Source organism: Streptomyces termitum (assembly GCF_014650175.1).
GTDB classification, from domain to species: domain Bacteria; phylum Actinomycetota; class Actinomycetes; order Streptomycetales; family Streptomycetaceae; genus Streptomyces; species Streptomyces termitum.
Genome location: NZ_BMUL01000008.1, coordinates 79033 through 105296 on the forward strand (window position 1 = coordinate 79033; position 26264 = coordinate 105296).

A 26264-nucleotide genomic window follows, 5' to 3' on the forward strand; every position below is an offset into this window, starting at 1 on the left:
GCTCGTATCGAGGACATGCTGCCGCTGTCCCCCCTTCAGCAGGGCATGCTGTTCCACTCCGTCTACGACGACGGGGCGGCCGACGTGTACACCGTGCAGGTGTCGGTGGGGCTCGCGGGCCCGGTCGACGCCGACCGCATGGAGCGGGCGGCCGCCGCGCTGCTGCGCCGGCACCCGAACCTGCGGGCCGGCTTCTGGCACGAGGGGGTGCCGCAGCCGGTGCAGTTCGTGCCGGCGGAGGTCTCCTTCGGGCTGGAGCGGGCCGACCTGACGGAGGGCGGCGCGCCGGGCGCCGCGGGTCCGTCGGTGGAGGACCGGCTCGCCGGACTGCGCCGGGCCGAGCTGGCCCGCCGCTTCCCGCTGCACCGGCCGCCGCTGCTGCGCCTGGTGCTCGCCCGGGTGGGCGAGGACGACCACCGGCTGGTGATCACGGTCCACCACATCCTGGTCGACGGCTGGTCGATGCCGCTGCTCGTGGGCGATCTGCTCGCCCTGTACGCGGCGGACGGCGACGCCTCCGGGCTGCCTCCGGTGCGCCCGTACCGGACCTATCTGAAGTGGCTGAAGGAGCAGGACGCGCCGGCCGCCGAGGCCGCCTGGCGGACGGCGCTGGCCGGGGTCGAGGAGGCGACTCTGGTCGCGGAGCCCGACCCGGCGCGCGTCCCGGTGCGGCCCGGCGTGCGGTCGCTGGAGCTGTCGGCGGAGGCCACCGCCCGGCTGACGGCGGCCGCCCGCCGCCTGGGCACCACGCCGAGCACCCTGGTGCAGTGCGCCTGGGGCCTGCTGGTGGGCGGTCTGACGGGCCGCCGGGACGTGCTGTTCGGGCTGACCGTGTCGGGCCGTCCGGACGAGATACCCGGCGTCGAGTCGATGCTCGGCCTGTTCATCACGACCGTGCCGGTGCGGCTCTCGGTCCGCCCCGAGGAGACCGTCGAGGAGCTGCTGCGGCGCTTCCGCGACGAGCAGAACGCCCTCCTCGCCCACCACCACCTGGGGCTGCGGCTGATCCGGAAGCAGAGCGACGCGGGCGAGCTGTTCGACACCCTCGTCGTCGTCGAGAACTATCCGGTGGACCCGGCGGCGCGCGAGACCGTCGCCGCCGGGGTGCGGGTGACCGGGGTCGAGGCGGAGGACGCCACCCACTACCCGCTGACCCTCGCCGTCTCCCTGGACGAGCGGGCCCTGCTGCGCCTGGAGTACCGCCCGGACGTCTTCGACGACCGGCGCGCGGGGCTGATCGCGGACCGGCTCGCCCATGTCCTGGACCGGATCGCGGAGGAGCCCGGCACCCGGGTGGGGGCGCTGCCGCTGCTGCCGGAGGCCGAGTCGGCGCGGGTGCGGGGGAGCTGGCCGGGGGCGGTGCGGGACGTGCCGTCGGGCACGGTCGCGGACGTGTTCGCGGAGCGGGTCGCCCAGGCCCCCGACGAGGTGGCGGTGGTGTGCGGCGCGGCGTCGCTCACCTTCGCGGAGGTCGACGCGCGGGCCGCGCGGCTCGCGTCGCTGCTCGCCGCGCGGGGCGTGGGCCCCGAGTCGGTGGTGGCGCTGGCCGTACCGCGTTCGGCGGAGACGGTGGTGGCGATCCTCGCCGTCCTGAAGTCCGGCGGCGCATACCTGCCGCTCGACCTGGACCACCCGGCGGAGCGGCTCGGCCTGATGATCGACGACGCGCGGCCGGCGTGCGTGGTGACCACCGCGCGCGGCCTGGAGCTGCTGCCGGAGGCCGGTGACGGGCCGGAGCGGATCGTCCTGGACGCGCCGGGGACGGCCGCCGCCCTGGCCGCGGCCCCGGCGGAGTTCGCCTCCCCGGCCGTCGCGGACGGGCATCCGGCGTACGTCATCTACACGTCCGGCTCGACCGGGCGCCCCAAGGGCGTCGTGCTGACCCACGGCGGTCTGTCCAACCTGTACGCCAACCACATCGCGGACGTGTTCGGCCCGGTGGTCGAGGCGACCGGCGGCCGGCGCCTGCGGGCCCTGCACACGGCGTCGTTCAGCTTCGACACCTCCTGGGAGCAGCTGTTCTGGCTGGTCGCCGGGCACGAGCTGCACGTCCTGGACGAGGTGGGCCGCCGGGACGCCGAGTTCGTCGTGTCGTACGTGCGGGAGCACCGGATCGAGACGATGGACGTCACCCCGACGTACGCGCTCGGGCTGCTCGACCAGGGGCTCCTGGACCCGGCCGCGCACCGTCCGGCGCTGCTGCTGCTCGGCGGCGAGGCGGTGCCGGAGGCGCTGTGGTCGGCGGTGCGGGCGGCGACCGGCGTCATGTCGGTGAACCTGTACGGGCCGACCGAGTACACGGTGGACGCGCTCGCGGCGGACCTGGCGGCCTCGGCCGCCCCGGTGGTGGGCCGGCCGATCGGCAACACGCGCGCGTACCTGCTCGACGCGGCGCTGCGGCCGGTGCCCGCCGGGGCGACCGGCGAGCTGTACCTCGCGGGGCACGGCATCGCGCGCGGCTACCTGGGCCGGTTCGCGCTGACGGCCGAGCGGTTCGTGGCCGACCCGTACGGCCCCCCGGGGTCGCGGATGTACCGTACGGGCGACCTGGCACGGCTGCGCGCCGACGGGCAGCTCGCGTACCTGGGCCGGAGCGACGACCAGGTGAAGATCCGGGGCTTCCGGATCGAGCCCGGCGAGGTCGAGTCCGCGCTCGCGGCGGTCGGCGGGGTCGGCGCGGCGGCCGTGGTGGTGCGCGAGGACACGCCGGGGGTGAAGCGGCTCGTCGGCTACGTGACGGGCACGGCCGACCCGGTGGCGGTCCGCGAGGAGCTGGCCGCGACCCTGCCGGACCATCTGGTCCCGGCGGCGGTCGTGGTGCTGGACGCGCTGCCGTTCACGGTCAACGGCAAGCTGGACCGGGCGGCGCTGCCCGCGCCGGTGTTCGGCGGCTCCGAGGGGTCGCGGGCGCCGTCCGGGGAGCGCGAGGAGGCCCTGTGCCGGGTCTTCACCGACGTCCTGGGGCTCGCGTCGGTGGGCGTGGACGACGACTTCTTCGCCCTGGGCGGCGACAGCATCGTCTCCATCCAGCTGGTGACCCGGGCCCGCAAGGAGGGCCTGGTGCTCTCCCCGCGCGACGTGTTCGAGCGGCGGACGGTCGCGGCGCTGGCGCTCGCGGCCCGGACGCCGGAGGAGAAGGCGGCGGCCGCCTCGGCGGTCGACGCGGGCGCCCCCCTGGTGGACCTCGACGAGGCCGGCCGGAAGGTCCTGGAGCGGGTCTTCCCGGGCGCCGAGGAGGTGCTGCCGCCGGCGCCGCTCCAGGAGGGCCTGTACTTCCACGCGCAGTACGACGACCGGGCGCTCGACGTCTACCTGATGCAGAACTTCGTGGAGCTGCGGCACGCCGTGGACACGGCCGCGCTGCGCTCGGCGTTCGACGCGATGCTGCGCCGCCACCCGAACCTGCGGTCCGCGTTCTGGCACGAGGGCCTGCCGGGCCCGGTGCAGGTGGTGCCCGCCGCGTGGGAGCTGCCGTGGGAGGTCCGCGACCTGACGGGGCTCGACCGGGCCGCGCAGGACGAGGCGCAGCGGGAGTTCTCCCTCGCGGACGCGGCGACCCGCTTCGACCTGGCGGCGCCGCCGCTGATGCGCGTGACGCTGCTGAAGTTCGCCGAGGACCGCTGGATGCTGTGCGTGACCCAGCACCACATCCTCACCGACGGCTGGTCGGAGTCGCTGTTCTTCGAGGAGCTGTTCGCGCTGTACGGGGCGGGCGGGCGCGAGGAGATCCTGCCTCCGGTCACGCCGTACCGGGAGTACCTGCGCTGGCTCGCGGGCACCGACCGGGACGCGGCGCGGGCCGCCTGGCGCGGCCACCTGTCGGGCCTGGACCAGGCGACCCTGGTCGCGCCGGCCGATCCCACCCGGCAGCCGGTGACCGCCGAGGTGGTGGACATCGCGCTCGGCGAGGAGACCAGCGACCGGCTGCGGTCGTTCGCGCGGGGCTGCGGCGTCACCCTGAACACGGTCCTCTCGGCGGCCTGGGCGCTGTCCCTGTCCGGGCTGACCGGGCGGGACGACGTGGTGTTCGGCGCGACGGTCTCGGGCCGTCCGGCGGACGTGCCGGGCGTCGACCAGATGATCGGCATGTTCATGAACACGCTGCCGTTCCGGGTGACGCTGCGTCCCTCGGAGACGCTGCGGGACCTGCTCGTACGGACGCAGGGCGAGCACGCGGAGCTGCTGCCCCACCACTACCTGGGGCTCGGGACGATCCAGCGGGAGACCGGGATCGGACAGCTCTTCGACACGCTGTACGTGTTCCGGAACACGCCGCTGGACGACGCGGCGCGCGAGGAGGCGGTGGAGCGGCACCAGATCGGCTGGATGCACAGCGTCGACGGCACGCACTACCCGCTGACCCTGGCGGTGACCCCGGAGCGTTCGCTCGAACTGAGCCTGGCCTACCGGCCGGACCTGTACGACCGGGAGACCGCCGAGCGGCTCGCGGGCCGGCTGCGGCTGCTCGTGGAGCAGTTCGCGGCGGGCGGGGCGGTGCCGGTGGGCCGGCTGCGGACCCTGGAGAACACCGAGCGGGCGGAACTGCTCGCCCTGGGCGACGACACCGGGCACGACGTGCCGGACGTGCCGCTGGTGGACCTGTTCGCCCGGCAGGCGGCGCGGACCCCAAAGGCCACGGCCCTCGTCTTCGAGGACGAGCGGCTGACCTACGCGGAGCTGGACGAGCGGGCCAACCGGCTCGCGCGGGCGCTGATCGCGCGCGGGGCCGGTCCGGAGCGGACGGTGGCCCTGGGCCTGCCGCGCTCGGCGGACTTCGTGGTCGCGCTGTTCGCGGTGCTCAAGGCGGGGGCGGCGTACCTGCCGCTGGACCTGGACCACCCGGTGGACCGGCTCGCCGCGATGGTCGAGGACGCGCTGCCGGTCTGCCTGGTCACCGTGGACGCCGTGAAGGGCCGGGTCCCGGTCGTGGACGGCGTGCCGCCGCTCGCCCTGGACGACCCGGCGGTCGTCGCCGAACTGGCGGCGCTGCCGGGCGGTCCGGTCGCGGAGGAGGAACTGACCGCGCCGCGCGACGGCCGCCACCCGGCGTACCTCATCTACACCTCGGGTTCGACCGGCCGCCCCAAGGGCGTGGTGGTGCCGGGCTCGGGTCTGGTCAACATGCTGCTCAACCACCGGGAGCGGATCTTCGAGCCGGCGGTGAAGCTGGCGGGCGGGCGCCGGATGCGGGTGGCGCACACGGTGTCGTTCGCGTTCGACATGTCGTGGGAGGAGTTCTTCTGGCTGGTCGACGGGCACGAGGTGCACGTCATCGGCGAGGAGCTGCGGCTCGACCCGGCGGCCCTGACGGCGCACTACGACCGGGTCGGCATCGACGTCGTCAACGTCACCCCGTCGTACGGGCAGCAGCTGGTCGACGCGGGGCTGCTCGACGCGGACCGGCACCGCCCCACGCTGGTCCTGCTCGGCGGCGAGGCGGTGCCGGACTCCCTCTGGTCGCTCCTGGCGGAGACCGAGGGCACGATGGGCTACAACCTGTACGGGCCCACCGAGTACACGATCAACGCGCTGGGCGCCGACGTGGAGATGAGCGTCTCGTCCTGCGTGGGCCGGCCGATCTACAACACCCGGGCCTATGTGCTCGACAGCGCGCTGCGGCCGGTGCCGTGCGGGGTGCCGGGCGAGCTGTACCTGGCGGGCGCGGGTCTGGCCCGGGGCTACTTCGCGCGTCCGGCGCTGACGGCGGAGCGGTTCGTCGCCGACCCGTTCGGGGAGCCGGGCACGCTGATGTACCGCACGGGCGACCTGGTGCGCCGGCGCGAGGACGGGCAGATCGACTACCTGGGCCGGGCCGACCACCAGGTGAAGATCCGCGGCTTCCGGATCGAGCTGGGCGAGATCGAGTCGGCGCTCGCCGCCGCTCCGGGGGTGGCCTCCGCCGCGGTGGTCGTGCACACCGGGGCGAACGGCGTGAAGCGGCTCGTGGCGTACACCGTGCCCGCCTCGGACGCGGTCCGCACCGACGCGGAGGCGGAGGCGGCGGAGCTGCGCGCCCTGCTGTCGGCGACGCTGCCGGAGTTCATGGTGCCGTCGGCGTTCGTCGAACTGGCGGCGCTGCCGCTGACGGTGAACGGCAAGGTGGACCGGGCGGCGCTGCCCGCCCCGGTGTTCGCGGACGCGGGCGGCGGCCGGCCGCCGAAGGACGCCCGCGAGGAGCTGCTCTGCGGGATCTTCGCGGACGTGCTGGGGCTGGAGCGGGTCGGCGTGGAGGACAACTTCTTCGAGCTGGGCGGGCACTCGCTGCTCGCGATGCGGCTCGTGGGGCGCATCCGCGACGAGCTGGGTGTGCCGGTGCAGGTGGGCACGGTCATGTCGGCGCCGACGGTCGCGGACGTGGCGGCCCGGATCGGGTCGGACTCGCGCCGGGACGCGCTGCGGACGCTGCTGCCGCTGCGCGAACGGGGCACGAAGGAGCCGCTGTTCTGCTTCCACCCCGCGTCCGGCTTCGGCTGGCAGTACACGGGGCTGCTGCGCCACCTGGACCCGGACCGGCCGCTGTACGCGGTGCAGTCGCCGGGGCTGGCCGGGGAGCTGCCGGACGCGGCCGACGTGGCGGAGCTCGCCGAGCTGTACCTGACGGCGGTCCGGGAGGTGCAGCCGGAGGGTCCGTACCACTTCGCGGGCTACTCCTTCGGCGGGACGGTGGCGCACACGCTGGCGTCGATGCTGCGGGAGCGGGGCGAGGAGGTCGCCTTCCTGGCGCTGCTCGACGCCTATCCGCCGGAGCGGGACGACTGGTCGTACCTGGACGGGCCGGACTGGCGCGCGCGCCTGGAGCGGGAGGAGAACGGCTTCCTGCTCTCGGTGGCGGGGCTGGGCGCGGCGGAGTCCGGGCGCGGCGGGGTGACGCGGGAGGAGGCCGTCGCGGCGATCCGGGACAGTCAGGGTCTGCTCGCCGGGTTCGACGAGGAGTTGCTGCGGGCGATCGTGGACACCAACGTGCACTGCGTGCGGCTGCTCTCGCGCAGCACGACCCGGCACTTCGACGGCGATGTGCTGTTCTTCACGGCCTCCCGGACGACCGCGCCGCAGGACGCACCGGGCGCGGTGTGGCCGGCGCATGTGGCGGGGGCGTTCACCGAGCACGTCCTGGACCGGGGGCACGACGAGCTGATGGCCCCGGAGTCGCTGGCGGAGATCGGTCCGCTCCTGGACGAGGCGCTGCGTGCCGCCGCGGCGGTCGCGCCCCGGCGGACCCCGGAACACGACCGGCCCCGGACGCCGGGGAACTGACCAGAAATCAGAAGAACTTAGGGTAGGCTTACCTAAGTAGAAGGGGATTCCGTCATGGACGACAACGAACCCGGCCGCCCGGCGCCGGACGGCGAGCTGGCGGGCCGCGTGGCCCTCGTCACCGGCGCCGCCCAGGGCATCGGCGCGGCGGTGGTGCACGCCCTCGCCGCCCGCGGCGCCGCCGTGGCGGCGACCGACCTCTCGGAGCGGGAACTCATCCGGAGCGTCACCCGGCTGACCGGAAGGACCGGTACGGCCCCGGCCGCCGGCCCGGTCGTCCCCTACCGGCTCGACGTCACCGCGCCGGACGACGTGGCGGCGACCGTGGAACGCGTCTCCCGCGAACTCGGCCCCGTGGACATCCTGGTGAACGTCGCCGGAGTGCTGCGGACCGGACCGGCCGTCGAGACCACCGACCGCGACTGGGCCGAGGTCTTCGCCGTCAACACGACCGGCGTCTTCCACCTCTCCCGGGCCGTCGTCGCCGGGATGGCCGCCCGGGGCTCCGGCTCCGTGGTGACGGTCGCCTCCAACGCCGCCGGCATCCCCCGGGCGGACATGAGCGTGTACGCCGCCTCCAAGGCGGCGGCCGTCGCCTTCACCAAATGCCTGGGCCTGGAGGTCGCCGCCCGGGGCGTGCGCTGCAACGCCGTCTGCCCCGGCTCCACCGACACCCCGATGCAACGCGCCCTGTGGGACGGCGACTCCGTCCCCGACAGCGTCCTCGACGGCGACCTCGCCGCCCACCGCACCGGCATCCCCCTGCGCCGTCTCGCCCGGCCGGAGGACATCGCGGAGGCCGTCGTCTTCCTCGCCTCCGACCGGGCCCGCCACATCACCATGCAGGACCTGTACGTCGACGGCGGCGCCACCCTGCGCTGACGGCCCGCGCGGCACGCCCCCCTCAACCCTCAACCCACCGAACCAAGGAGCCCACCCGTGTCGACGGTCCCCCGGGTCGCCGCGCACCCGCCCGCGCCCGTACCCCCGCCCGCCCCGGCGCCCGCCCGCGCCACCGCCCCCGTCCCCTCCGCCGTCGGAGCCGCCACCGGGCTGCTCGACGCCTTCCGCGCCGGCGACCGCCTCCTCGCCACCCCCACCCGGACCCTGCTCGCCCACGGCGTCCTGACCGAGGTGCCGCACGGCACCGCCCCGGTCGCCGCGCGGGCCGCCGCCGCCCTCGCCGAGGCCCGGGACGCGCGCCGCCACCCCTCCCCCGTCGTCCTCGGCGCCATCCCCTTCGACCAGACCGCCCCGGCCGCCCTCGTCGTCCCCGAGACGGTCCGCACCGGACCGGCCCTCGCCTCCGACCCGCTCGTCGCGCTGCCCGCCGACGCCCCCCGCGCCCGCGCCTGGACCGTGCGCCCCCACCCGGACCCGGAGGAGTACGCCCGGGGCGTCGCCGCCGCCGTGGACCGCATGTGGAACGGCGAGTTCAGCAAGGTGGTGCTCGCCCGCACCCTGGAGGTCACCGGCCCCGACGGCCTCGACCTCGCCGCCATGGTCCGCCGGCTCGCCCGCCGCGACCCGCACGGCCACACCTTCGCCCTGCCCACCCACGCCGGGCGCACCCTGCTCGGGGCCAGCCCCGAACTCCTCGTCTCCCGGCACGGGAACCGGCTGGTCTCCAACCCCCTGGCCGGCTCCACCCCCCGCAGCGACGACCTCGCCGAGGACGTCCGGCGCGCGGCGGCCCTCCTGGAGTCCGCCAAGGACCTGCACGAACACGCGGTCGTCGTGGACGCCGTGCACCAGGCGATGGCCCCGTACTGCTCCGCCATCGACGTCCCCACCCGGCCGTCCCTGATCCGCACCGCCGCCATGTGGCACCTCTCCACCACCGTCACCGGCACCCTCGCCCACCCCGAGGCGTCCGCCCTGGAGATCGCCTCCGCGCTCCACCCCACCCCCGCCGTCTGCGGCACCCCGACCCCGCTGGCCCGCGAGGTCATCCGGGAGACCGAGCCCTTCGACCGCGGGTTCTTCACCGGCATCGTCGGCTGGGGCAACGCCGACGGCGACGGCGAATGGGTCGTCACCATCCGCTGCGCCGAGGCCGACGACCGCACCCTGCGCCTCTACGCGGGCGCAGGGGTCGTCTCCGCGTCCGTGCCCGCCGACGAGACCGCCGAGACCGCCGCCAAGTTCCGCACCTTCCTCCACGCCGTGGGAGCCGACCTGTGACCGCCCCGTCCCGCCCCTCCTCCGGTACGCCTTCCAGCACGCCCGCCGGCACTCCGTACACCACGCCGACCTGGCCCGCCGACGTCGCCGCGCGCTACCGGGCGGCCGGCTGGTGGGAGGGCCTCACCTTCGGCGCGATGCTCCGCGACCGGGCCGCCGCCCACCCCGACCGGGTCGCCGTCGTCGACCACGCCGGCCCCGGCGGCACCCGGCGCGCCCTGACCTATGCCGACCTCGACCTGCGCGCCGACCGGCTCGCGGCCGGTCTCGCCGCCCGCGGCATCACCGCCGGCGACCGGGTCGTCGTCCAACTGCCCAACACCGCCGAATTCCTCGAACTGGTCTTCGCCCTCTTCCGCCTCGGCGCCCTGCCCGTCTTCGCCCTGCCCGCCCACCGCGCGTCGGAGATCTCCTACTTCTGCTCCTTCACCGGCGCCGTCGCCTACGTGATCCCCGGCGTCCACGAAGGCTTCGACCACCGCACCCTGGCCACCACGGTCCTCGCCCGCTCCCCCGCCCTGCGGCACGTGTTCGTCACCGGCGGGGACCCCGGTCCCTTCGAGTCCCTCGCCGACGTCCCCGCCGTCCCCGTCCCGCTGCCCGAGCGCGACCCCTCCGAGACCGCCTTCCTCCAGCTCTCCGGCGGCAGCACCGGCGTGCCCAAACTCATCCCCCGGACCCACGACGACTACGTCTACTCGCTGCGCGGCTCCGCCGAGATCTGCCGGCTCGACGAGCACAGCGTCTACCTGTGCGCGCTGCCCGCCGCCCACAACTTCCCGCTCTCCTCGCCCGGTTCCCTGGGCACCCTGTACGCGGGCGGCCGGGTCGTCATGTGCCCGCGGCCCGCCCCCGACGTGGCCTTCCCCCTCATCCAGGACGAGGGCGTGACCATCACCGGGCTCGTCCCGCCGCTCGCGCTCGCCTGGACCGCCGCCGCCACCGGCACCCCGTACGACCTCTCCAGCCTCGACGTGCTCCTCGTCGGCGGCGCCCGGCTCTCCGACGAGGCGGCCCGCCGGATCCGGCCCGCCCTGGGCTGCGCCCTCCAGCAGGTCTTCGGAATGGCCGAGGGCCTGGTCTGCTACACCCGCCTGGACGACGACCCCGAGACGGTCGTCACCACCCAGGGCCGCCCGATCTCCCCCGACGACGAGATCAGGATCGTCGACGACGAGGACCGGGACCTGCCCACCGGCGCCACCGGCCACCTGCTGACCCGGGGCCCGTACACCATCCGCGGCTACTGGAACGCGCCCGAGCACAACGCCCGCGCCTTCACCGAGGACGGCTTCTACCGCACCGGCGACCTCGTCCGGCTCACCCCCGGCGGCCACCTGGTGGTCGAGGGCCGAGCCAAGGACCAGATCAACCGGGGCGGCGAGAAGATCGCCGCCGAGGAGGTCGAGAACCACCTCCTGGCCCACCCGTCGGTGCACGACGCCAACGTGGTCGCCGAACCCGACCCGTACCTCGGCGAGCGCAGCTGCGCGTACGTGATCCGCCGTCAGGGGGCCGAGGAGACCGGGGCGGCGGCCCTCAAGCGCTTCGTCCGGGAGCGCGGCCTCGCCGCCTACAAGGTCCCCGACCGGATCGTCTTCGTGGACGCCTTCCCCACCACGGGCGTCGGGAAGATCTCCAAGAAGGACCTCCGCGCGGAGAGCGCCCCCGCCTGACCCCCGCCCGCCCCCTTTCCCGCACCTGTGAACGGACCGCCATGAGCCTCCCCGCCGTACCGCCGTACCCCATGCCCCGCCCCGCCGACCTGCCGGCCAACCGGGTCGACTGGACCGTGGACCCCGACCGCGCCGTGCTCCTCGTGCACGACCTCCAGAACCACTTCCTGGCCCCCTTCGACCCGGAGGCCGAACCGCTCACCGCGCTGCTCACCCACCTGAACGGGCTCCGCGAGCGGGCCGCCCGGCTCGGCGTTCCCGTCGTCTACACCGCCCAGCCCGGCGGCCAGACCCCCGAACAGCGCGGCCTCCAGCAGGACTTCTGGGGCCCCGGCATCCCGGACGACCCGCACGCCGCGGCCGTCGCGGACGCCGTCGCCCCCGGCCCCGGCGACCACCTCCTGACCAAGTGGAAGTACAGCGCCTTCGCCCGCACCGACCTCCTGGACCTCCTGCGCTCCCAGGGCCGCGACCAGCTCGTGATCACCGGGGTGTACGCGCACATCGGCGTCCTGATGACCGCCTGCGACGCCTGGACGCACGACATCCGGGCCTTCGTCGTCGCCGACGCCGTGGCCGACTTCTCCGAACGCGAGCACCGCATGGCCCTGGAATGGGCGGCGGGCCGCTGCGCCGCCGTCACCACCGCCGCCCGCGCCCTCTGACCCCCGCCGCCACCCTCCCGGGGCGCCCGCGCATGGCTTGATCCCCTTGCCCCGCCGACCGGTTGTGCCACCCCCGTCGATCTTTCGGCGGATACCGCTGCGCGGAGCGGGGGCCGTACCCGAGGATGAGGGCTTCGGCGGCAGGGAGCTGGCGCCGACGGGTGAGGGAGGGTGCGATGAGCGACGGTCGGCTGTTCACGATGGAGCTGGACGCCGAAGGCGGTGGCACCGCCGTCTTCGAGGTGGACGGCGACGCGGGATCCGATCTGGAGCTCGCGGCCGGCGGCGTGGCCGTCAGGGCCCGGGCCTCCCTGTCCGAGGCACTGGACCAGGTGCGGCCCGTTCTGGCCCGTGTCGTGGAGACCACGCGGGACCTCGGCCCGGAGGAGGTCGAGATCCAGTTCGGCCTGAAGATGGGGGGAGAGACCGGCGTGATCATCGCGAAGGGAACGGCAGAGGTGAACTTCGCCGTCCGTCTGGTCTGGCACCGTTCCGCCTGAGCCGCATGCGAGTTCAGCGCGAGGGATTCATCGTCAAGGTCCGGCTGGGGACCTCGGACGAAGCCGTCGGCGTCGGCTTCGTCGTGGGCGACAAGCAGATCGTCACGTGCGCCCACGTGGTCAACGTGGCGCTGGGGCGGTCCAAACCGGACCGGAGCCGGCCGCCCGAGGACGCCCGGGTGCAGGTCGAGTTCGTCCTCCTGGGCGACGCCGAGGGCGGCCCCGTCCGCAATTTCCGGATCAGCGCGTGGGACCCGCCCGCCTCGGCGGGGCAGGAAGGGCGCGACGTCGCCGGTCTGACGATCGTCGGAGGGGACGAACTCCCCTCCCGCGCGGGCCCCGCGCGCCTGCTGGACACCCAGGCCGGTGACACGGACGTCTCGGCGTTCGGCTATCCGAGCCGTCCCGCCCGCGGGGTGAACGGCGCCTGGAGTTCCTGCGTCCTGCGCGGCGCGGTCGGAGGCGGTCTGATCCAGCTCGACGCCGGCGACGAGGCCGCGTTACGCGTGCAGCCCGGCTACAGCGGATCACCGGTCGTGGTCAGGGACCGGTGGGGCGACGCCGTCGTGGGCATGCTCGTGATCGCCGCCAAGGACGGCGCGGCCGCGGACGCCTACGCACTGCCGCTCGCGCGGATCGCCGCCGCGTGGCCCGAGGTCCTCGGCCGGACCGTCCTGCCGCCCTGCCCCTACCGCGGGCTACAGGCGTTCACCGCCGCGGACGCCGAGGCGGGGCTGTTCGTCGGCCGGGACTGGGAGGTCCAGCGGCTCCGCGACATGGTCAGGATCCAGCCGCTCGCGATGGTGACCGGCCCTTCCGGCGTCGGCAAGTCGTCCCTCGTCGCCGCCGGCCTCCAGCCGGCCCTGGAGGACGAGGGCTGGACGGTGGCCACCTTCCGTCCCGGTTCCTCGCCCTATGAATCCGTGGCACGCGCCCTGCTGCACCTCGAACACCCCGACGGCGCGCACACCCTCGAACAGCTGGAGGCCCGTACCGCCTCCCTGCGCGACGAAGGTTTCTGGAAGGTCGCCGAACGCCTGTCCGTCCTCACCGGCAGGCGCCTGCTCCTCATCGGGGACCAGTTCGAAGAGGTGTTCGGCGGCGGGCCGGACGCGCAGGAACGGCTCGCGCTCCTGCGGCACCTCTTCCCTCCCGCGGACACGCTGCCGAGCGCCGGCGTACGGCTCGTCTGCACGCTGCGCGCGGACTTCCTGCCCGACCTCCTCGAACTCCCCGACGTCGGCTCGCGCTTCCAGGACCGCCAGCTGAACGTGTCCCCGCTGGACGAGGACGCGCTGACCACGGTGATCGTCGAACCCGCCAGGCGCGCGGGCGTCGCGTTCACCCCCGGCCTCGCCGAAGCCATCGCCAACGAGGCGAGCAAGTCCGCGGGCAGCCTGCCCCTCCTGGAGTTCGCCCTGACCGAGCTGTGGCCGCTGCAACGCGACCGCCACCTCAGCTTCGACAGCTACCACAGCGTCGACGGCGTCTCCGGAGCCCTGAACCGGCATGCGGAAAAGGTCTACACCTTCCTGGCCGAGCAGTTCTCCGAGACCCGGATCCGGCGGGTCCTGCTGTCCATGGTGCGCGCCCGCGGCGGCTCCGCGAGCGCAGTCCGCGTCACGGCCCTCCGGGCCCACCTGGGCGCCGACTGGTTCATCGCCCAGCTCCTCGCCCAGCCCGAGCACCGGCTCGTCGTCATCGGGCCGGGCGGTGCCGACACCGCGGAGATCGCCCACGAAGCGCTGATCCGCGAGTGGAAGCGGCTGGCCGGCTGGGTGGACGAGGACGCCGACTTCCAGCAGTGGCTCGCCGTCGTGGAGGAGCGCGCGAGCGAGGCGGACCTGCTGTCCGCCACCCGCGTGGCCGAGGCCCAGCGCTGGCTCGGCGAGCGCCACGCCGACATCCCCGAAGCCGTCCGCAGGCTCATCGAGCACAGCAGCTCGGAGATACTCCAGCAGCAGCGGACCCAGGAGATGCTGAGCCAGTCGCAGGTGCTGACCGAGCAGCTCCGGGAGCGTTCGAGCGCGCTGGAGCAGCGGGCGAACGAGCTGATGCGGCAGAACCGCGACATCGAACTCAGACACATGGAGACGGAGGAAGCCCGGCAGGTCCTGGAGGAACGCGCCGAACAGCTCGCCGTCTCCATGCGCTACAAGTCCGACTTCCTCGCCAACATGTCGCACGAGCTGCGCACGCCCCTCAACTCCCTGCTGATCCTGGCCAGGCTCCTGGCGGCCAACGACGAGGCCAACCTGACCCCCAAGCAGGTGGAGTTCGCCGAGACCATCCACGGTGCCGGGTCCGACCTCCTCGCCCTGATCAACGACATCCTCGACCTGTCCAGGGTCGAGGCGGGCAGGATGGAGGTGTCCCCCGCCCGGATCGCGGTGCTCCAGCTGGCCGACTACGTGGACACCGTGTTCCGGCCGCTGGCGGCGGAGAAGGGGATCGACCTGGTCCTGCGGATCTCGCCCGAGACGCCTCCCACGCTCCACACCGACGAGCAGCGGATCCTTCAGGTGCTGCGCAACCTGCTGTCGAACGCGGTGAAGTTCACCCTCTCCGGCACGGTGACCCTGGCGATCCAGCCGGTCGTCGAGGAGGTGCCCGGTCCGGCCCGGCAGCGGTTCCGGAACGCGGGAGCGCTCCGGGAGGACGACGAGACGGTGATCGCGTTCTCGGTGAGCGACACCGGCATCGGCATCGCCCCGGAGAAGCTGGACGGCGTCTTCGAGTCCTTCAGGGAGGACGGCACGACGAACCGCAGGTTCGGGGGCACGGGGCTGGGCCTGGCGATCAGCCGGGAGATCGCGCGGCTGCTGGGCGGGGAGATCTGCGCGGTGAGCGAACCGGGCCGTGGCTCCACGTTCACCTTCTACCTGCCGCCGCACGCCCTGGAACCGGAGCCGTTCGACGGCGGCCACCCGGAGGTGCCGGCTCCGCTGCCGGGGCCGGCCGCTCCGTCACCCGTCCGGCTGCCGGAGGAGCGGGCCGATGCCCTGGCGCGGTCGGGAGGGAGGCACCGCTCCGGCCCCGTCTTCAGGGGCGAAAGGGTGCTGATCGTCGACGACGACATCCGCAGCGTGTTCGCGATCACCACGGTGCTGGAGGATCACCGCCTGAACGTCCTGTACGCCGAGAACGGCATGGAGGCCATCGAGACGCTGGAAGCGCACACCGACGTCTCCCTCGTGCTCATGGACATCGCCATGCCGCGCATGGACGGGCACACCGCCATCAAGGCCATCCGGCTCATGCCCCAGTTCACGGACCTGCCGATCATCGTGCTGACCGCCAACGCCATGAAGGACGACCGCAGGAAGGCCCTCGCCTCCGGAGCCTCCGCCTACATCCCCAAACCCGTCGACCCCGACCGGCTCATCGCCATGATCCAGAAGTGGAGACGGACGACGTGAGTGCCCGCGTCCTCCGGGTGGGACGGTCCGCGAGGCACTCGGGCGGGGAAAGGGATATTGGATAATATATTCGGATGCAGGATCCGACCTCCGTTCCCGGCCCTGGCCTCGGCACCGGCCCCACCCCCGAGCCCGCCGCCGCCTCCCCCGGCGGTCCCACCGCCCCCGACCCGTTCGTCCGCGTCCGGGGCGCCCGTGAGCACAACCTCCGGAACGTGGACGTCGACATCCCCCGCGACACCCTCACCGTCTTCACCGGAGTGTCCGGGTCCGGAAAGTCGTCCCTCGCCTTCGGGACGGTCTACGCGGAGGCCCAGCGCCGCTACTTCGAGTCCGTCGCCCCCTACGCCCGCCGGCTCATCCACCAGATCGGCGCGCCGAAGGTCGGGGAGATCACCGGACTGCCCCCGGCGGTCTCCCTCGAACAGCGCCGCTCCACGCCGTCCGCCCGCTCCTCCGTGGGCACGGTCACCACCCTGTCGAACTCGCTGCGGATGCTCCTCTCCCGCGCGGGCGACTACCCGGCCGGGGCGCCGCGCCTCGACTCCGACGCCTTCTCCCCCAACACGGCCGCCGGAGCCTGCCCGTCCTGCCACGGCCTGGGCCGGATCCACGAGACCAGCGAGGAACTGCTCGTCCCCGACCCGTCCCTCTCGGTCCGGGAGGGCGCGATCGCCGCCTGGCCCGGCGCCTGGCAGGGGAAGAACCTGCGGGACGTCCTCGACGCGCTCGGGTACGACGTCGACCGGCCCTGGCGCGAGCTGGACCCGAAGGACCGGGAGTGGATCCTCTTCACCGACGAGCAGCCGGTCATCACCGTGCACCCGGTGCGGGAGGCGGGCCGGATCCAGCGCCCGTACCAGGGCACGTACACCGGCGCCCGCACGCTCGTCCTGCGGACCTTCGCCGACTCCAAGAGCCCCGCGCTGCGGGCCAGGGCGGAGCGCTTCCTGACCAGCGCGCCCTGCCCGGTCTGCGGCGGCGGCCGGCTGCGCCCGGAGGCGCTGGCGGTCACCTTCGCGGGGCGGACCGTGGCCGAACTGGCCGCGCTGCCGCTGACGGCGCTCGCCGAGGTGCTGGCCCCGGCCGCCGCCGGGCGGGGCGGCGAGACCGCCCGCGTCCTCGCCGAGGACCTGCTCGCCCGGATCGCCACCGTCACCGAGCTCGGCCTCGGCTACCTCTCCACGGACCGCGCCACCCCCACCCTCTCCAGCGGCGAGCTCCAGCGGCTCCGGCTCGCCACCCAGCTCCGCTCCGGCCTCTTCGGCGTCGTGTACGTCCTCGACGAACCGTCCGCCGGACTCCACCCCGCCGACACCGAGGCCCTGCTCGTCGTCCTCGACCGGCTCAAGGCGGCCGGGAACACGGTCTTCGTCGTCGAGCACCACCTCGACGTCGTCCGGCACGCCGACTGGCTCGTGGACGTCGGCCCGCGCGCCGGGGAGCACGGCGGCCGGGTGCTGCACAGCGGACCGCCCGAACTCCTCGCCGGAGTCGAGGAGTCGTCCACCCGGCGCTTCCTCTTCGACCGGACGCCGGTGCCCGCGCGGCCCGCCCTCGCGCCCCGGGAGTGGCTGCGCACCGGGCCCGTCACCCGGCACAACCTGCGCGGCACGGAGGGCGCCTTCCCCCGGGGCGCGCTCACCGCCGTCACCGGCGTCTCGGGTTCCGGCAAGTCGACGCTCGTCGGCGCGCTCACCGAGGAGACGCCGGGCGTGGAGCGGCTGGTGACGGTGGATCAGAAGCCGATCGGCCGCACCCCGCGCTCCAACCTGGCCACGTACACCGGCCTGTTCGACGTGGTGCGCAGGCTCTTCACCGACACCGAGGAGGCGAGGGCCCGGGGGTACAAGGCCGGGCGGTTCTCCTTCAACGTGCCGGGCGGACGCTGCGAGACCTGCCAGGGCGAGGGCTTCGTCTCGGTGGAGCTGCTGTTCCTGCCGAGCACGTACGCCCCCTGCCCCGACTGCCGCGGCGCCCGCTACAACCCGGAGACCCTCCAGGTGCGGCTGCGGGGCCTGACGGTCGCGGAAGTCCTCGACCTGACGGTGGAGTCGGCGGCGGAGTTCTTCGCCGGCGTCCCGGCGGCGGCCCGCAGCCTCACCACCCTCCTCGACGTCGGCCTCGGCCACCTCCGGCTCGGACAGCCCGCCACCGAACTGTCCGGCGGCGAGGCCCAGCGCATCAAGCTCGCCTCCGAACTCCAGCGGCCCCGCCGCTCCCACACCCTCTACGTCCTCGACGAGCCGACCACCGGTCTGCACCCCGCCGACGCGGAGGTCCTGCTGCGGCAGCTGCGCGGCCTGTCCGACGCCGGGCACACGGTGGTCGTCGTCGAGCACGACATGGACGTCGTCGCCGCCGCCGACTGGGTGATCGACCTCGGTCCGGGTGCCGGCGAGGCCGGTGGCCGCGTCGTCGCCGAGGGCCCGCCCCGCGAGGTCGCGGCCTCGCGGGACAGCCGCACGGCGCCTTATCTGGCGAAGGCCCTGGGGCTCGGGAAGGCCGGTCGGGAGTAGTGGCCCTCCCCCTCAGCCGGCCTCCGGCGCCGCTATCCCTTCGCCTTCCGCCGTGCCCGCAGCCATTCGCGGTTCATGGCGGAGATCGACGGCAGGGGGATGCCCTTGGGGCAGGCGGTGGCGCATTCGCCGGTGAGGGTGCAGCCACCGAAGCCCTCGGCGTCCATCCGCGCGACCATGTCGAGGACGCGGGTCTCGCGTTCCGGGGCGCCCTGGGGCAGGACGTTGAGGTGGTTGACCTTGGCGGAGGTGAAGAGCATCGCGGAGCCGTTGGGGCAGGCGGCGACGCAGGCGCCGCAGCCGATGCACTCGGCGTGCTCGAAGGCGGATTCGGCGTCGGCCTTCGGGACGGGGGTGGCGTGCGCCTCGGGGGCGGCGCCGGTGGGGGCGGTGACGTAGCCGCCGGCCTGGATGATCCGGTCGAAGGCGGAGCGGTCCACGACGAGGTCCTTGACGACCGGGAAGGCCGAGGCGCGCCACGGTTCGACGTCGACGGTGTCGCCGTCCCGGAAGGAGCGCATGTGGAGCTGGCAGGTGGTGGTGCGCTCGGGGCCGTGGGCGTCGCCGTTGATGACGAGGCTGCACGCGCCGCAGATGCCCTCGCGGCAGTCGTGGTCGAAGGCGACGGGGTCCTCGCCGCGCAGGATCAGGTCCTCGTTGAGGGTGTCGAGCATCTCCAGGAAGGACATGTCGGGGGAGATGCCGTCCACCTGGTAGGTGGCCATGGCGCCTTCGGCGGCGTCGTTCTTCTGGCGCCAGACGCGCAGGTTGAGCTTCATGCGTAGCTCCGCTGGGTGGGGTGGACGTACTCGAAGGCGAGGTCCTCCTGGTGGAGGACGGGGGCTTCCCCGGTGAACTCCCAGGCGGCGGCGTACGCGAAGGACTCGTCGTCGCGGGCCGCCTCGCCGTCCGGGGTCTGGGACTCCTCGCGGAAGTGGCCGCCGCAGGACTCCGCGCGGTGCAGGGCGTCGAGGCACATGAGTTCGGCGAGTTCGAGGTAGTCGACGATCCGGTTGGCCTTCTCCAGGGACTGGTTGAACTCCTCGCCGGTGCCGGGGACCTTGACGCGGGCCCAGAACTCCCGGCGGATCTCGGGGATGCGGCGCAGTGCGGTGCGCAGGCCCTCTTCGGTGCGGGCCATGCCGCAGAACTCCCACATGAGCTCGCCGAGTTCGCGGTGGAAGGAGTCGGGGGTGCGGTCGCCGTCGACGGCGAGGAGGAGGTTCAGCCGGTCCTCGGTCTCGGCCAGTACCTCGCGGACGGCCGGGTGGTCGTCGGTGACGGGCTCGCCGCCCGGATGACGGGCGAGGTAGTCGTTGATGGTGGCGGGCAGCACGAAGTAGCCGTCGGCGAGGCCCTGCATGAGGGCGGAGGCGCCGAGCCGGTTGGCGCCGTGGTCGGAGAAGTTGGCCTCGCCGATGGCGAAGAGGCCGGGGACGGTGGTCTGGAGGTCGTAGTCGACCCAGAGTCCGCCCATCGTGTAGTGGACGGCGGGGTAGATCCGCATGGGGACCTCGTACGGGTTCTCCGCCGTGATCCGCTCGTACATGTCGAAGAGGTTGCCGTACTTCTCCTCGACGGCGGCGCGGCCCATCCGGCCGATGGCGTCGGCGAAGTCGAGGTAGACGCCCTGGCCCCCGGGACCGACGCCCCGGCCCTCGTCGCAGACGTTCTTGGCGGCGCGGGAGGCGATGTCGCGGGGGACGAGGTTGCCGAAGGAGGGGTAGATCCGCTCCAGGTAGTAGTCGCGCTCGTCCTCGGGGATCTCGGCGGCGGGGCGGGCGTCGCCCTTCGCCTTCGGGACCCAGATGCGGCCGTCGTTGCGGAGCGACTCGCTCATCAGGGTCAGTTTGGACTGGTGGTCGCCGGTGCGCGGGATGCAGGTGGGGTGGATCTGGGTGAAGCAGGGGTTGGCGAAGTACGCGCCGCGCCGGTGGGCCCGCCAGACGGCGGTGGCGTTGGAGTTCATCGCGTTGGTGGAGAGGTAGAAGACGTTGCCGTAGCCGCCGGTGGCGAGGACGACGGCGTCGGCGTAGTGGGTGGTGACCGCGCCGGTGATCAGGTCGCGGGCGACGATGCCGCGCGCCCGGCCGTCGACCACGATCAGGTCGAGCATCTCGGTGCGGGGGTGCATCTCGACGTTCCCGGCGGCGATCTGGCGGGAGAGGGCCTGGTAGGCGCCGAGGAGGAGCTGCTGCCCGGTCTGGCCGCGCGCGTAGAAGGTGCGGGAGACCTGGACGCCACCGAAGGAGCGGGTGTCGAGGAGGCCGCCGTACTCGCGGGCGAAGGGCACGCCCTGGGCGACGCACTGGTCGATGATCTCGACGGAGATCTGGGCGAGCCGGTGGACGTTGGACTCGCGGGCGCGGAAGTCGCCGCCCTTGACGGTGTCGTAGAAGAGGCGGTGGACGGAGTCTCCGTCGTTGCGGTAGTTCTTCGCGGCGTTGATGCCGCCCTGGGCGGCGATGGAGTGGGCGCGGCGCGGGGAGTCCTGGAAGCAGAACTGGACGACGTGGTAGCCCTGTTCGGCGAGGGTGGCGCCGGCGGAGCCGCCCGCGAGGCCGGTGCCGACGACGATGATCCGGTGCTTGCGCCGGTTGGCGGGGTTGACCAGCTTCGCCTCGAAGCGGCGGGTGTCCCAGCGCTCGGCGATCGGTCCGGCCGGGGCCTTGGTGTCGGCGATCGGCTCGCCGACGGTGAAGTCGGTGTATTCCATGGTCAGTTCACCACTCCGGTCATGACGCCGACGGGGACGGCGATGAAGCCCGCGGTCAAGGCGAGCGCGAGGCCGTTCGCGACGAGGCGCAGGGCGCGGTCGCGGCGCGCGCTGCCGGCGCCGAGGGTCTGCGCGGCGCTCCAGAAGCCGTGCCGGACGTGGAGTCCGACGGCGAGCATCGCGACGATGTAGATCGTGTTGCCGTACCAGGTGGAGAAGGTGTCGATGACGTTCTGGTAGGGCTTGCCCTGCTCGAAGCCGCCGGGGTGCACGGTTCCGGTGGTGAGGTCGAGGACGTGCCAGACGATGAAGAGTCCGACGATGATCCCGCCCCAGCGCATGGTGCGGGTGGCGTAGGAGGAGCCCTTGCGCCGGTGGGCGTAGCGGGTGGGTCGGGCCCGGACGTCGCGGCGGCTGAGCTGGTACGCGGAGACGGCGTGGGCGCCGACGGCGGCGAGGAGCACGATCCGGACGATCCACAGCGCCCACTCGTGGTGCAGGACGGGGGCGCCCATGACGCGCAGCCAGTGGGCGTAGCCGTCGAACTCCTCGGGGCCGAAGAAGACCTTGAGGTTTCCGGCCACGTGGGCGACGAGGTAGCCGAGCATGATCAGGCCGCTCACGGCCATCACGGTCTTCTTGCCGAGGGTGGAGGACCAGAAGCCTCGGGAGGGGGTGCCGGACGGCGGGCGGGCGGGTGCCGCCGCCTCCTTGCTGGATGCCAGAGCCATGCCTTCGACGCTAGGGCCGAAGGGCCCGAGAGGTCCAAGACATGGTCCGGCTGATCTCCATAGGCTGGAGCTATTCGTGTGCCCTAGGCTGGGACGTATGCAGTTCCAGCAGCTCCTCTACTTCGTGGCCGTGGCCGAGACCCGCCACTTCACCCGGGCCGCCGAGCGCGTCCACGTCTCGCAGCCCTCGCTCTCCCAGCAGATCAAGGCGCTGGAGCAGGAGCTCGGCGCGGAGCTGTTCAGCCGGGCCCGGGGCAACATCGCGCTCACCGACGCCGGTGAGGCCCTGCTCCCGCTGGCCCGCCGCATCCTCGCCGACACCGAGACGGCCCGCCGCGAGGTGCAGGAGCTGGCGCAGCTCAAGCGCGGCCGGGTGCGGCTCGGGGCGACCCCCAGCCTCTGCACCGGCCTCCTGCCCGACGTGCTGCGCGCCTTCCACGACCTGCACCCGGGGATCGAGCTGCTCATCGAGGAGGGCGGCTCGCACGACCTGGTGCGGGAGCTGGCGCGCGGCGCCCTCGACCTGGCGCTCGTGGTGCTGCCGCTGCCGACCCCGTCCCCCGCGCTGACCACGGTGGAACTGCTCCGCGAGGACCTGGTGGTGGTGTCGGCGGCCTCGGCGCCGCCGCCGCGCCGGCCGGTGCGGATCACGGACCTGCGCGATCAGCCCCTGGTCATGTTCCGGCACGGCTACGACCTGCGGGAACTCACCGTCGGCGCGTGCCGGGCGGCCGGTTTCGAGCCCACCTTCACGGTCGAGGGCGGCGAGCTGGACGCGGTCCTCGGCTTCGTCCGGGCCGGGCTCGGCCTCGCCGTCGTCCCGGCCATGGTCGCCGCCCGGGCCGGCCGCGACCTGCGGGTCACCGCCCTGGCCCGCCCCGGCCTGCGCCGCACGATCGCCCTGGCGCACCGCAGCGACGTGGCCCCGCCGCGGGCCGCCCGCGAGCTCCAGAAGCTCCTGATGGCGTCGCGGCGCGGAAAACCCGCCCCGGACGGCCTCTGACCCTGCCCCACCCCTGCCCCCGAACCGCGCCTTCCCGGTCCGGACGGACCCCGAACCGCGCCTCTCCGGCCCGGACGGACCCCGACCCGCACCTTCTCCGGTCCGGACGGCCCCTGACCCGCACCTCCCCCGGCTCTGGCGGCCCTGGCCCGCCCCCGGCCCGCGCTTCCCGCCCCCCGCGCCGGGGTGCGTTCCCGGCGCGAGCGCGCCCCGGCCGGAACACATGTGCTCCCCTCCCGGGGACCTTGTCGGCGGCGGCCGGGGCCACGACGATGTGCGCCACGAGCCGTACGTCCTCGACGGGGAGGCCGATGTGAGCGAGCCGACGGCGCGGCGGGGCGAGCCGACGGCGCGGCGGGGCGAGCCGTGCGGTCCGGGAGCCGGACCGGAGACGAGGCCGGGCGTGAAGCCGGGCGCGGGGCCTCGGCCGGGGGTCCGCCCGGCGGTGCGGGCACTGGTCGCGGAGTCGTGGCGGCGGTCCGAGCGGGCCCGGGTCAGCCGGGACGGCGCGGCGGCCGTGGAGCTGGACGAGGAGGAGCTGGCCGCGTACCGGGAGGGGCATCCGCTGGCGGCGGCGATGCCGGTGATCAGAGAACTGCTCGGCGCGGACGCCCGGGACGGCGGGCACCTGCTCGCCGTCTGCGACGCGGCCGGGCGGCTGCTGTGGGTCGAGGGGGACCCGGCGGCGCTGCGGCAGGCCCGGCGGATGAACTTCGTGGCCGGCGCGAGCTGGGCGGAGTCCGCCGCCGGCACGAACGCGCCGGGGACGGCGCTCGCCGTCGACGGGCCGGTGCAGGTGGTGTCGGGCGAGCACTTCCGGCCGCCCGTGCGGGACTGGACGTGCGCGGCGGCCCCGCTGCACGACCCCCGCAGCGGGCGGCTGCTCGGCGCCGTCGACCTGACCGGCGGCGCGCCCCTCGCCCATCCGCACAGCCTCGGCCTTGTACGGGCGGTGGCGCGGGCGGCCGAGACCCAGCTGGCGCTGCTCGCCCCCGCCCCGGCGCCCGGCCGGGCCCGGCTCACCGCGCTCGGCCGGGACGAGGCGCTGCTCGCGGTGGACGGGCGGCGGCTCCGGCTGAGCCGTCGGCACAGCGAGATCCTGGTCCTGCTCGCCCACCACCCGGAGGGGGTGCCGGGCGACCGGCTGCTGACCCTGCTGTACGAGGACGGGGCGGCGACGCCGGTGACACTGCGGGCGGAGCTGTCCCGGCTGCGGCCCCTGCTCGGCCCGGCGCTGCTGCGCTCGCGCCCGTACCGGCTCGCCGCACCGGTCGACGCGGACTTCGCGGCGGTGGACCGCCGGCTCGCCGCCGGGGCGGTGACGTCCGCCGCCGGGCAGTATCCGGGCCCGCTGCTGCCCGGCTCGGCCGCCCCCGGGGTCGTACGGCTCCGGGAACGGCTGGCGGGCCGGCTGCGGGCGGCGCTGGTGGCGCGGGCGGATCCGCTGCTGCTCGCGGACTGGGCACACAGCGCCTGGGGCGAGGAGGACCTGGAGGTGTGGCGGGCCCTGTGCGCGGCGGTCCCGGCCGCCCAACTCGCCCCCGTACGGGCCCGGCTCGACGCCCTGGAGGCCGAACTCGCCCATGGCGCAACGGGACTGCAACGTCCCCTTCCGCACACTCGGCGGTGAGAGCGCGCCGGTCGGGACGACGGGTGCGCGCCGTCCGGCCGCCGCCGCGCACCGGTCCCCGGCGGGCCGCGGCGGCCCGGAACCGTCCGACCCGCAGGGAGGTCTGCCCATGACCCGTTTCGCCGCACCCGGCACCGAGGGCGCGCTGATGGCGTACCAGCCGCGCTACGACCACTGGATCGGCGGCGCGTACGTCGCCCCGGCCGAGGGACGGTACTTCGAGAACCCGAGTCCGGTCGACGGCAGGCCGTTCACCGAGATCGCCCGGGGTACGGCCGCGGACGTGGAGCGCGCCCTGGACGCGGCGCACGCCGCCGCTCCGGCGTGGGGCCGCACCCCGGCGGCCGAGCGGTCGACGGTGCTGCTGCGGATCGCCGACCGGATGGAGGCGAACCTGGAGGCGCTGGCGGTCGCGGAGACCTGGGACAACGGCAAGCCGGTCCGGGAGACCCTCGCCGCCGACATCCCCCTCGCCATCGACCACTTCCGCTACTTCGCGGGGGCGCTGCGGGCCCAGGAGGGGACGCTCAGCGAGCTCGACGAGGACACCGTCGCGTACCACTTCCACGAGCCGCTGGGCGTCGTGGCGCAGATCATCCCGTGGAACTTCCCCATCCTGATGGCGGTGTGGAAGCTGGCGCCGGCGCTGGCCGCGGGCAACGCGGTGGTGCTGAAGCCGGCCGAACAGACCCCGGCCTCGGTCCACTTCTGGCTGAGCCTGGTCGCCGATCTGCTGCCGCCGGGCGTGCTGAACATCGTCAACGGCTTCGGCGAGGAGGCGGGCAGGCCGCTCGCCTCCTCGCCCCGGGTCGCGAAGATCGCCTTCACCGGCGAGACCTCGACCGGCCGCCTGATCATGCGGTACGCCACCGAGAACCTGAAGCCGGTGACGCTGGAGCTGGGCGGCAAGTCGCCGAACATCTTCTTCGACGACGTGTGGGCGGCGGACGACGACTTCCGCGACAAGGCGCTGGAGGGCTTCACCATGTTCGCCCTCAACCAGGGCGAGGTCTGCACCTGTCCCTCGCGGGCGCTGGTGCAGCGCGGCCACTACGGGGAGTTCATGGAGGCGGCGGTCGCCCGCACCGAGGCGATCGTGGCGGGCCACCCGCTGGACCCGGCGACGATGATCGGCGCGCAGGCGTCGGCGGAGCAGATGAAGAAGATCCTCTCCTACCTGGAGATCGGCCAGCGGGAGGGCGCCAAGATCCTGACGGGCGGTCAGCAGGTGGGCCACGGCGGCGACCTGGAGGGCGGCTACTACATCCAGCCGACGATCTTCGAGGGCGACAACCGCATGCGGATCTTCCAGGAGGAGATCTTCGGCCCGGTCGTGGCGGTGACCTCCTTCACGGACTTCGACGACGCGATCCGCACGGCGAACGACACCCTGTACGGCCTCGGCGCCGGAGTCTGGACCCGCGACACCAACACCGCCTACCGCGCGGGCCGCGCCATCCAGGCGGGCCGCGTCTGGACGAACTGCTACCACGCCTACCCGGCCCACGCGGCCTTCGGCGGCTACAAGCAGTCCGGCATCGGCCGCGAGAACCACCGCATGATGCTCGACCACTACCAGCAGACGAAGAACCTGCTGGTCAGCTACTCCCCAAAGAAGCTCGGGTTCTTCTAGGGGCTGTCCTGCGCGTCTTCGTGGGGCCCGCGAAGACACACAGGCCGTAGGGGGTACGCGGACGGAGGCCGCGTCGGCGCGGGTGCCCGGAGCGGGGTCCGGGCGCCCGTGCCGTCAGGTCCGGTGCTACTTCAGCAGGGTGCGGAACTCGTCGAAGTCGAGGACCCCGTCGCGGTTGGCGTCGGCCGCCATGGCCTTCTTGACCTCTTCCGCGAGGTGCCCGTGGGCGCCCTCGGCCTTGAAGCCCTCCGCCAACTCGACGATGTTGATCCGCCCGTCGCCATCCGTGTCGATCTCGTCGAACAGCGCCCTGAGCTCGGCCTCGTTCACGGCA

At 74.1% G+C, this 26264-nt stretch carries 14 protein-coding genes and 2 pseudogenes; 12 read left to right on the plus strand and 4 right to left on the minus strand.

Annotation, left to right across the window (positions count from 1 at the left end; translation table 11 throughout):
- Window positions 1-15 precede the first annotated feature (15 nt).
- The 9 genes and pseudogenes from IE219_RS16935 (at window position 16) to IE219_RS16970 (ending at window position 18217) form a co-directional block, all read left to right on the plus strand.
- Window positions 16-7254 (plus strand): non-ribosomal peptide synthetase, encoded by a 7239-nt coding sequence (locus IE219_RS16935; protein ID WP_189978537.1) that lies wholly within the window; start codon window positions 16-18, stop codon window positions 7252-7254.
- Window positions 7255-7308: 54 nt separating this feature from the next.
- Entirely contained in the window at window positions 7309-8136 is an 828-nt protein-coding gene (locus IE219_RS16940) for a 2,3-dihydro-2,3-dihydroxybenzoate dehydrogenase (protein ID WP_189978163.1), read from the plus strand.
- Between the two features lie 57 nt (window positions 8137-8193).
- Entirely contained in the window at window positions 8194-9438 is a 1245-nt protein-coding gene (gene dhbC, locus IE219_RS16945; RefSeq protein ID WP_189978165.1) for an isochorismate synthase DhbC, read from the plus strand.
- Entirely contained in the window at window positions 9435-11114 is a 1680-nt protein-coding gene (locus IE219_RS16950; RefSeq protein ID WP_189978168.1) for a (2,3-dihydroxybenzoyl)adenylate synthase, read from the plus strand. Before dhbC ends, IE219_RS16950 begins: the two co-directional genes overlap by 4 nt.
- Window positions 11115-11155: 41 nt before the next feature.
- Entirely contained in the window at window positions 11156-11779 is a 624-nt protein-coding gene (locus IE219_RS16955) for an isochorismatase family protein (RefSeq protein WP_189978170.1), read from the plus strand.
- Window positions 11780-11955: 176 nt separating this feature from the next.
- Window positions 11956-12279, plus strand: coding sequence for a CU044_2847 family protein (locus tag IE219_RS16960; RefSeq protein WP_189978172.1), 324 nt, complete (start codon window positions 11956-11958; stop codon window positions 12277-12279).
- Window positions 12280-12284: 5 nt separating this feature from the next.
- Window positions 12285-14054 (plus strand): annotated as a pseudogene (locus IE219_RS32560) (nSTAND1 domain-containing NTPase); the annotation flags it as partial.
- A 126-nt stretch (window positions 14055-14180) separates the two neighbouring features.
- A pseudogene (locus IE219_RS31755) lies at window positions 14181-15698 on the plus strand (response regulator); the annotation flags it as partial.
- Window positions 15699-15772: 74 nt separating this feature from the next.
- Window positions 15773-18217 carry an ATP-binding cassette domain-containing protein gene (locus tag IE219_RS16970; RefSeq protein WP_189978176.1) on the plus strand — a complete coding sequence of 815 codons (2445 nt, stop codon included), beginning with the start codon at window positions 15773-15775 and terminating at the stop codon, window positions 18215-18217.
- A 32-nt stretch (window positions 18218-18249) separates the two neighbouring features.
- Here the strand turns inward: IE219_RS16970 and IE219_RS16975 are convergent, their stop codons facing one another.
- From IE219_RS16975 to IE219_RS16985, 3 genes are read right to left on the minus strand one after another with little or no spacing between them, the layout of a single operon-like run.
- On the minus strand, window positions 18250-18996 hold the full coding sequence (locus IE219_RS16975) for a succinate dehydrogenase/fumarate reductase iron-sulfur subunit (RefSeq protein WP_189978178.1): 747 nt from the start codon (window positions 18994-18996) through the stop codon (window positions 18250-18252).
- Window positions 18993-20933 (minus strand): fumarate reductase/succinate dehydrogenase flavoprotein subunit, encoded by a 1941-nt coding sequence (locus tag IE219_RS16980; protein ID WP_189978180.1) that lies wholly within the window; start codon window positions 20931-20933, stop codon window positions 18993-18995. The genes IE219_RS16975 and IE219_RS16980 overlap by 4 nt, the downstream gene beginning before the upstream one ends.
- 2 nt (window positions 20934-20935) lie before the next feature.
- Window positions 20936-21664, minus strand: coding sequence for a succinate dehydrogenase (locus tag IE219_RS16985; RefSeq protein WP_189978182.1), 729 nt, complete (start codon window positions 21662-21664; stop codon window positions 20936-20938).
- Between the two features lie 97 nt (window positions 21665-21761).
- Here IE219_RS16985 and IE219_RS16990 point away from each other — a divergent pair, with 97 nt between their 5' ends.
- From IE219_RS16990 to exaC, 3 genes are all read left to right on the plus strand, one after another.
- Window positions 21762-22667 (plus strand): LysR family transcriptional regulator, encoded by a 906-nt coding sequence (locus IE219_RS16990; protein WP_189978184.1) that lies wholly within the window; start codon window positions 21762-21764, stop codon window positions 22665-22667.
- A gap of 403 nt (window positions 22668-23070) precedes the next feature.
- Window positions 23071-24297 (plus strand): GAF domain-containing protein, encoded by a 1227-nt coding sequence (locus tag IE219_RS16995; RefSeq protein WP_229849828.1) that lies wholly within the window; start codon window positions 23071-23073, stop codon window positions 24295-24297.
- A 109-nt stretch (window positions 24298-24406) separates the two neighbouring features.
- Window positions 24407-25930 (plus strand): acetaldehyde dehydrogenase ExaC, encoded by a 1524-nt coding sequence (exaC, locus tag IE219_RS17000; protein ID WP_189978188.1) that lies wholly within the window; start codon window positions 24407-24409, stop codon window positions 25928-25930.
- A gap of 126 nt (window positions 25931-26056) precedes the next feature.
- Here the strand turns inward: exaC and IE219_RS17005 are convergent, their stop codons facing one another.
- Entirely contained in the window at window positions 26057-26260 is a 204-nt protein-coding gene (locus IE219_RS17005; RefSeq protein ID WP_189978190.1) for an EF-hand domain-containing protein, read from the minus strand.
- Window positions 26261-26264: the final 4 nt, after the last annotated feature.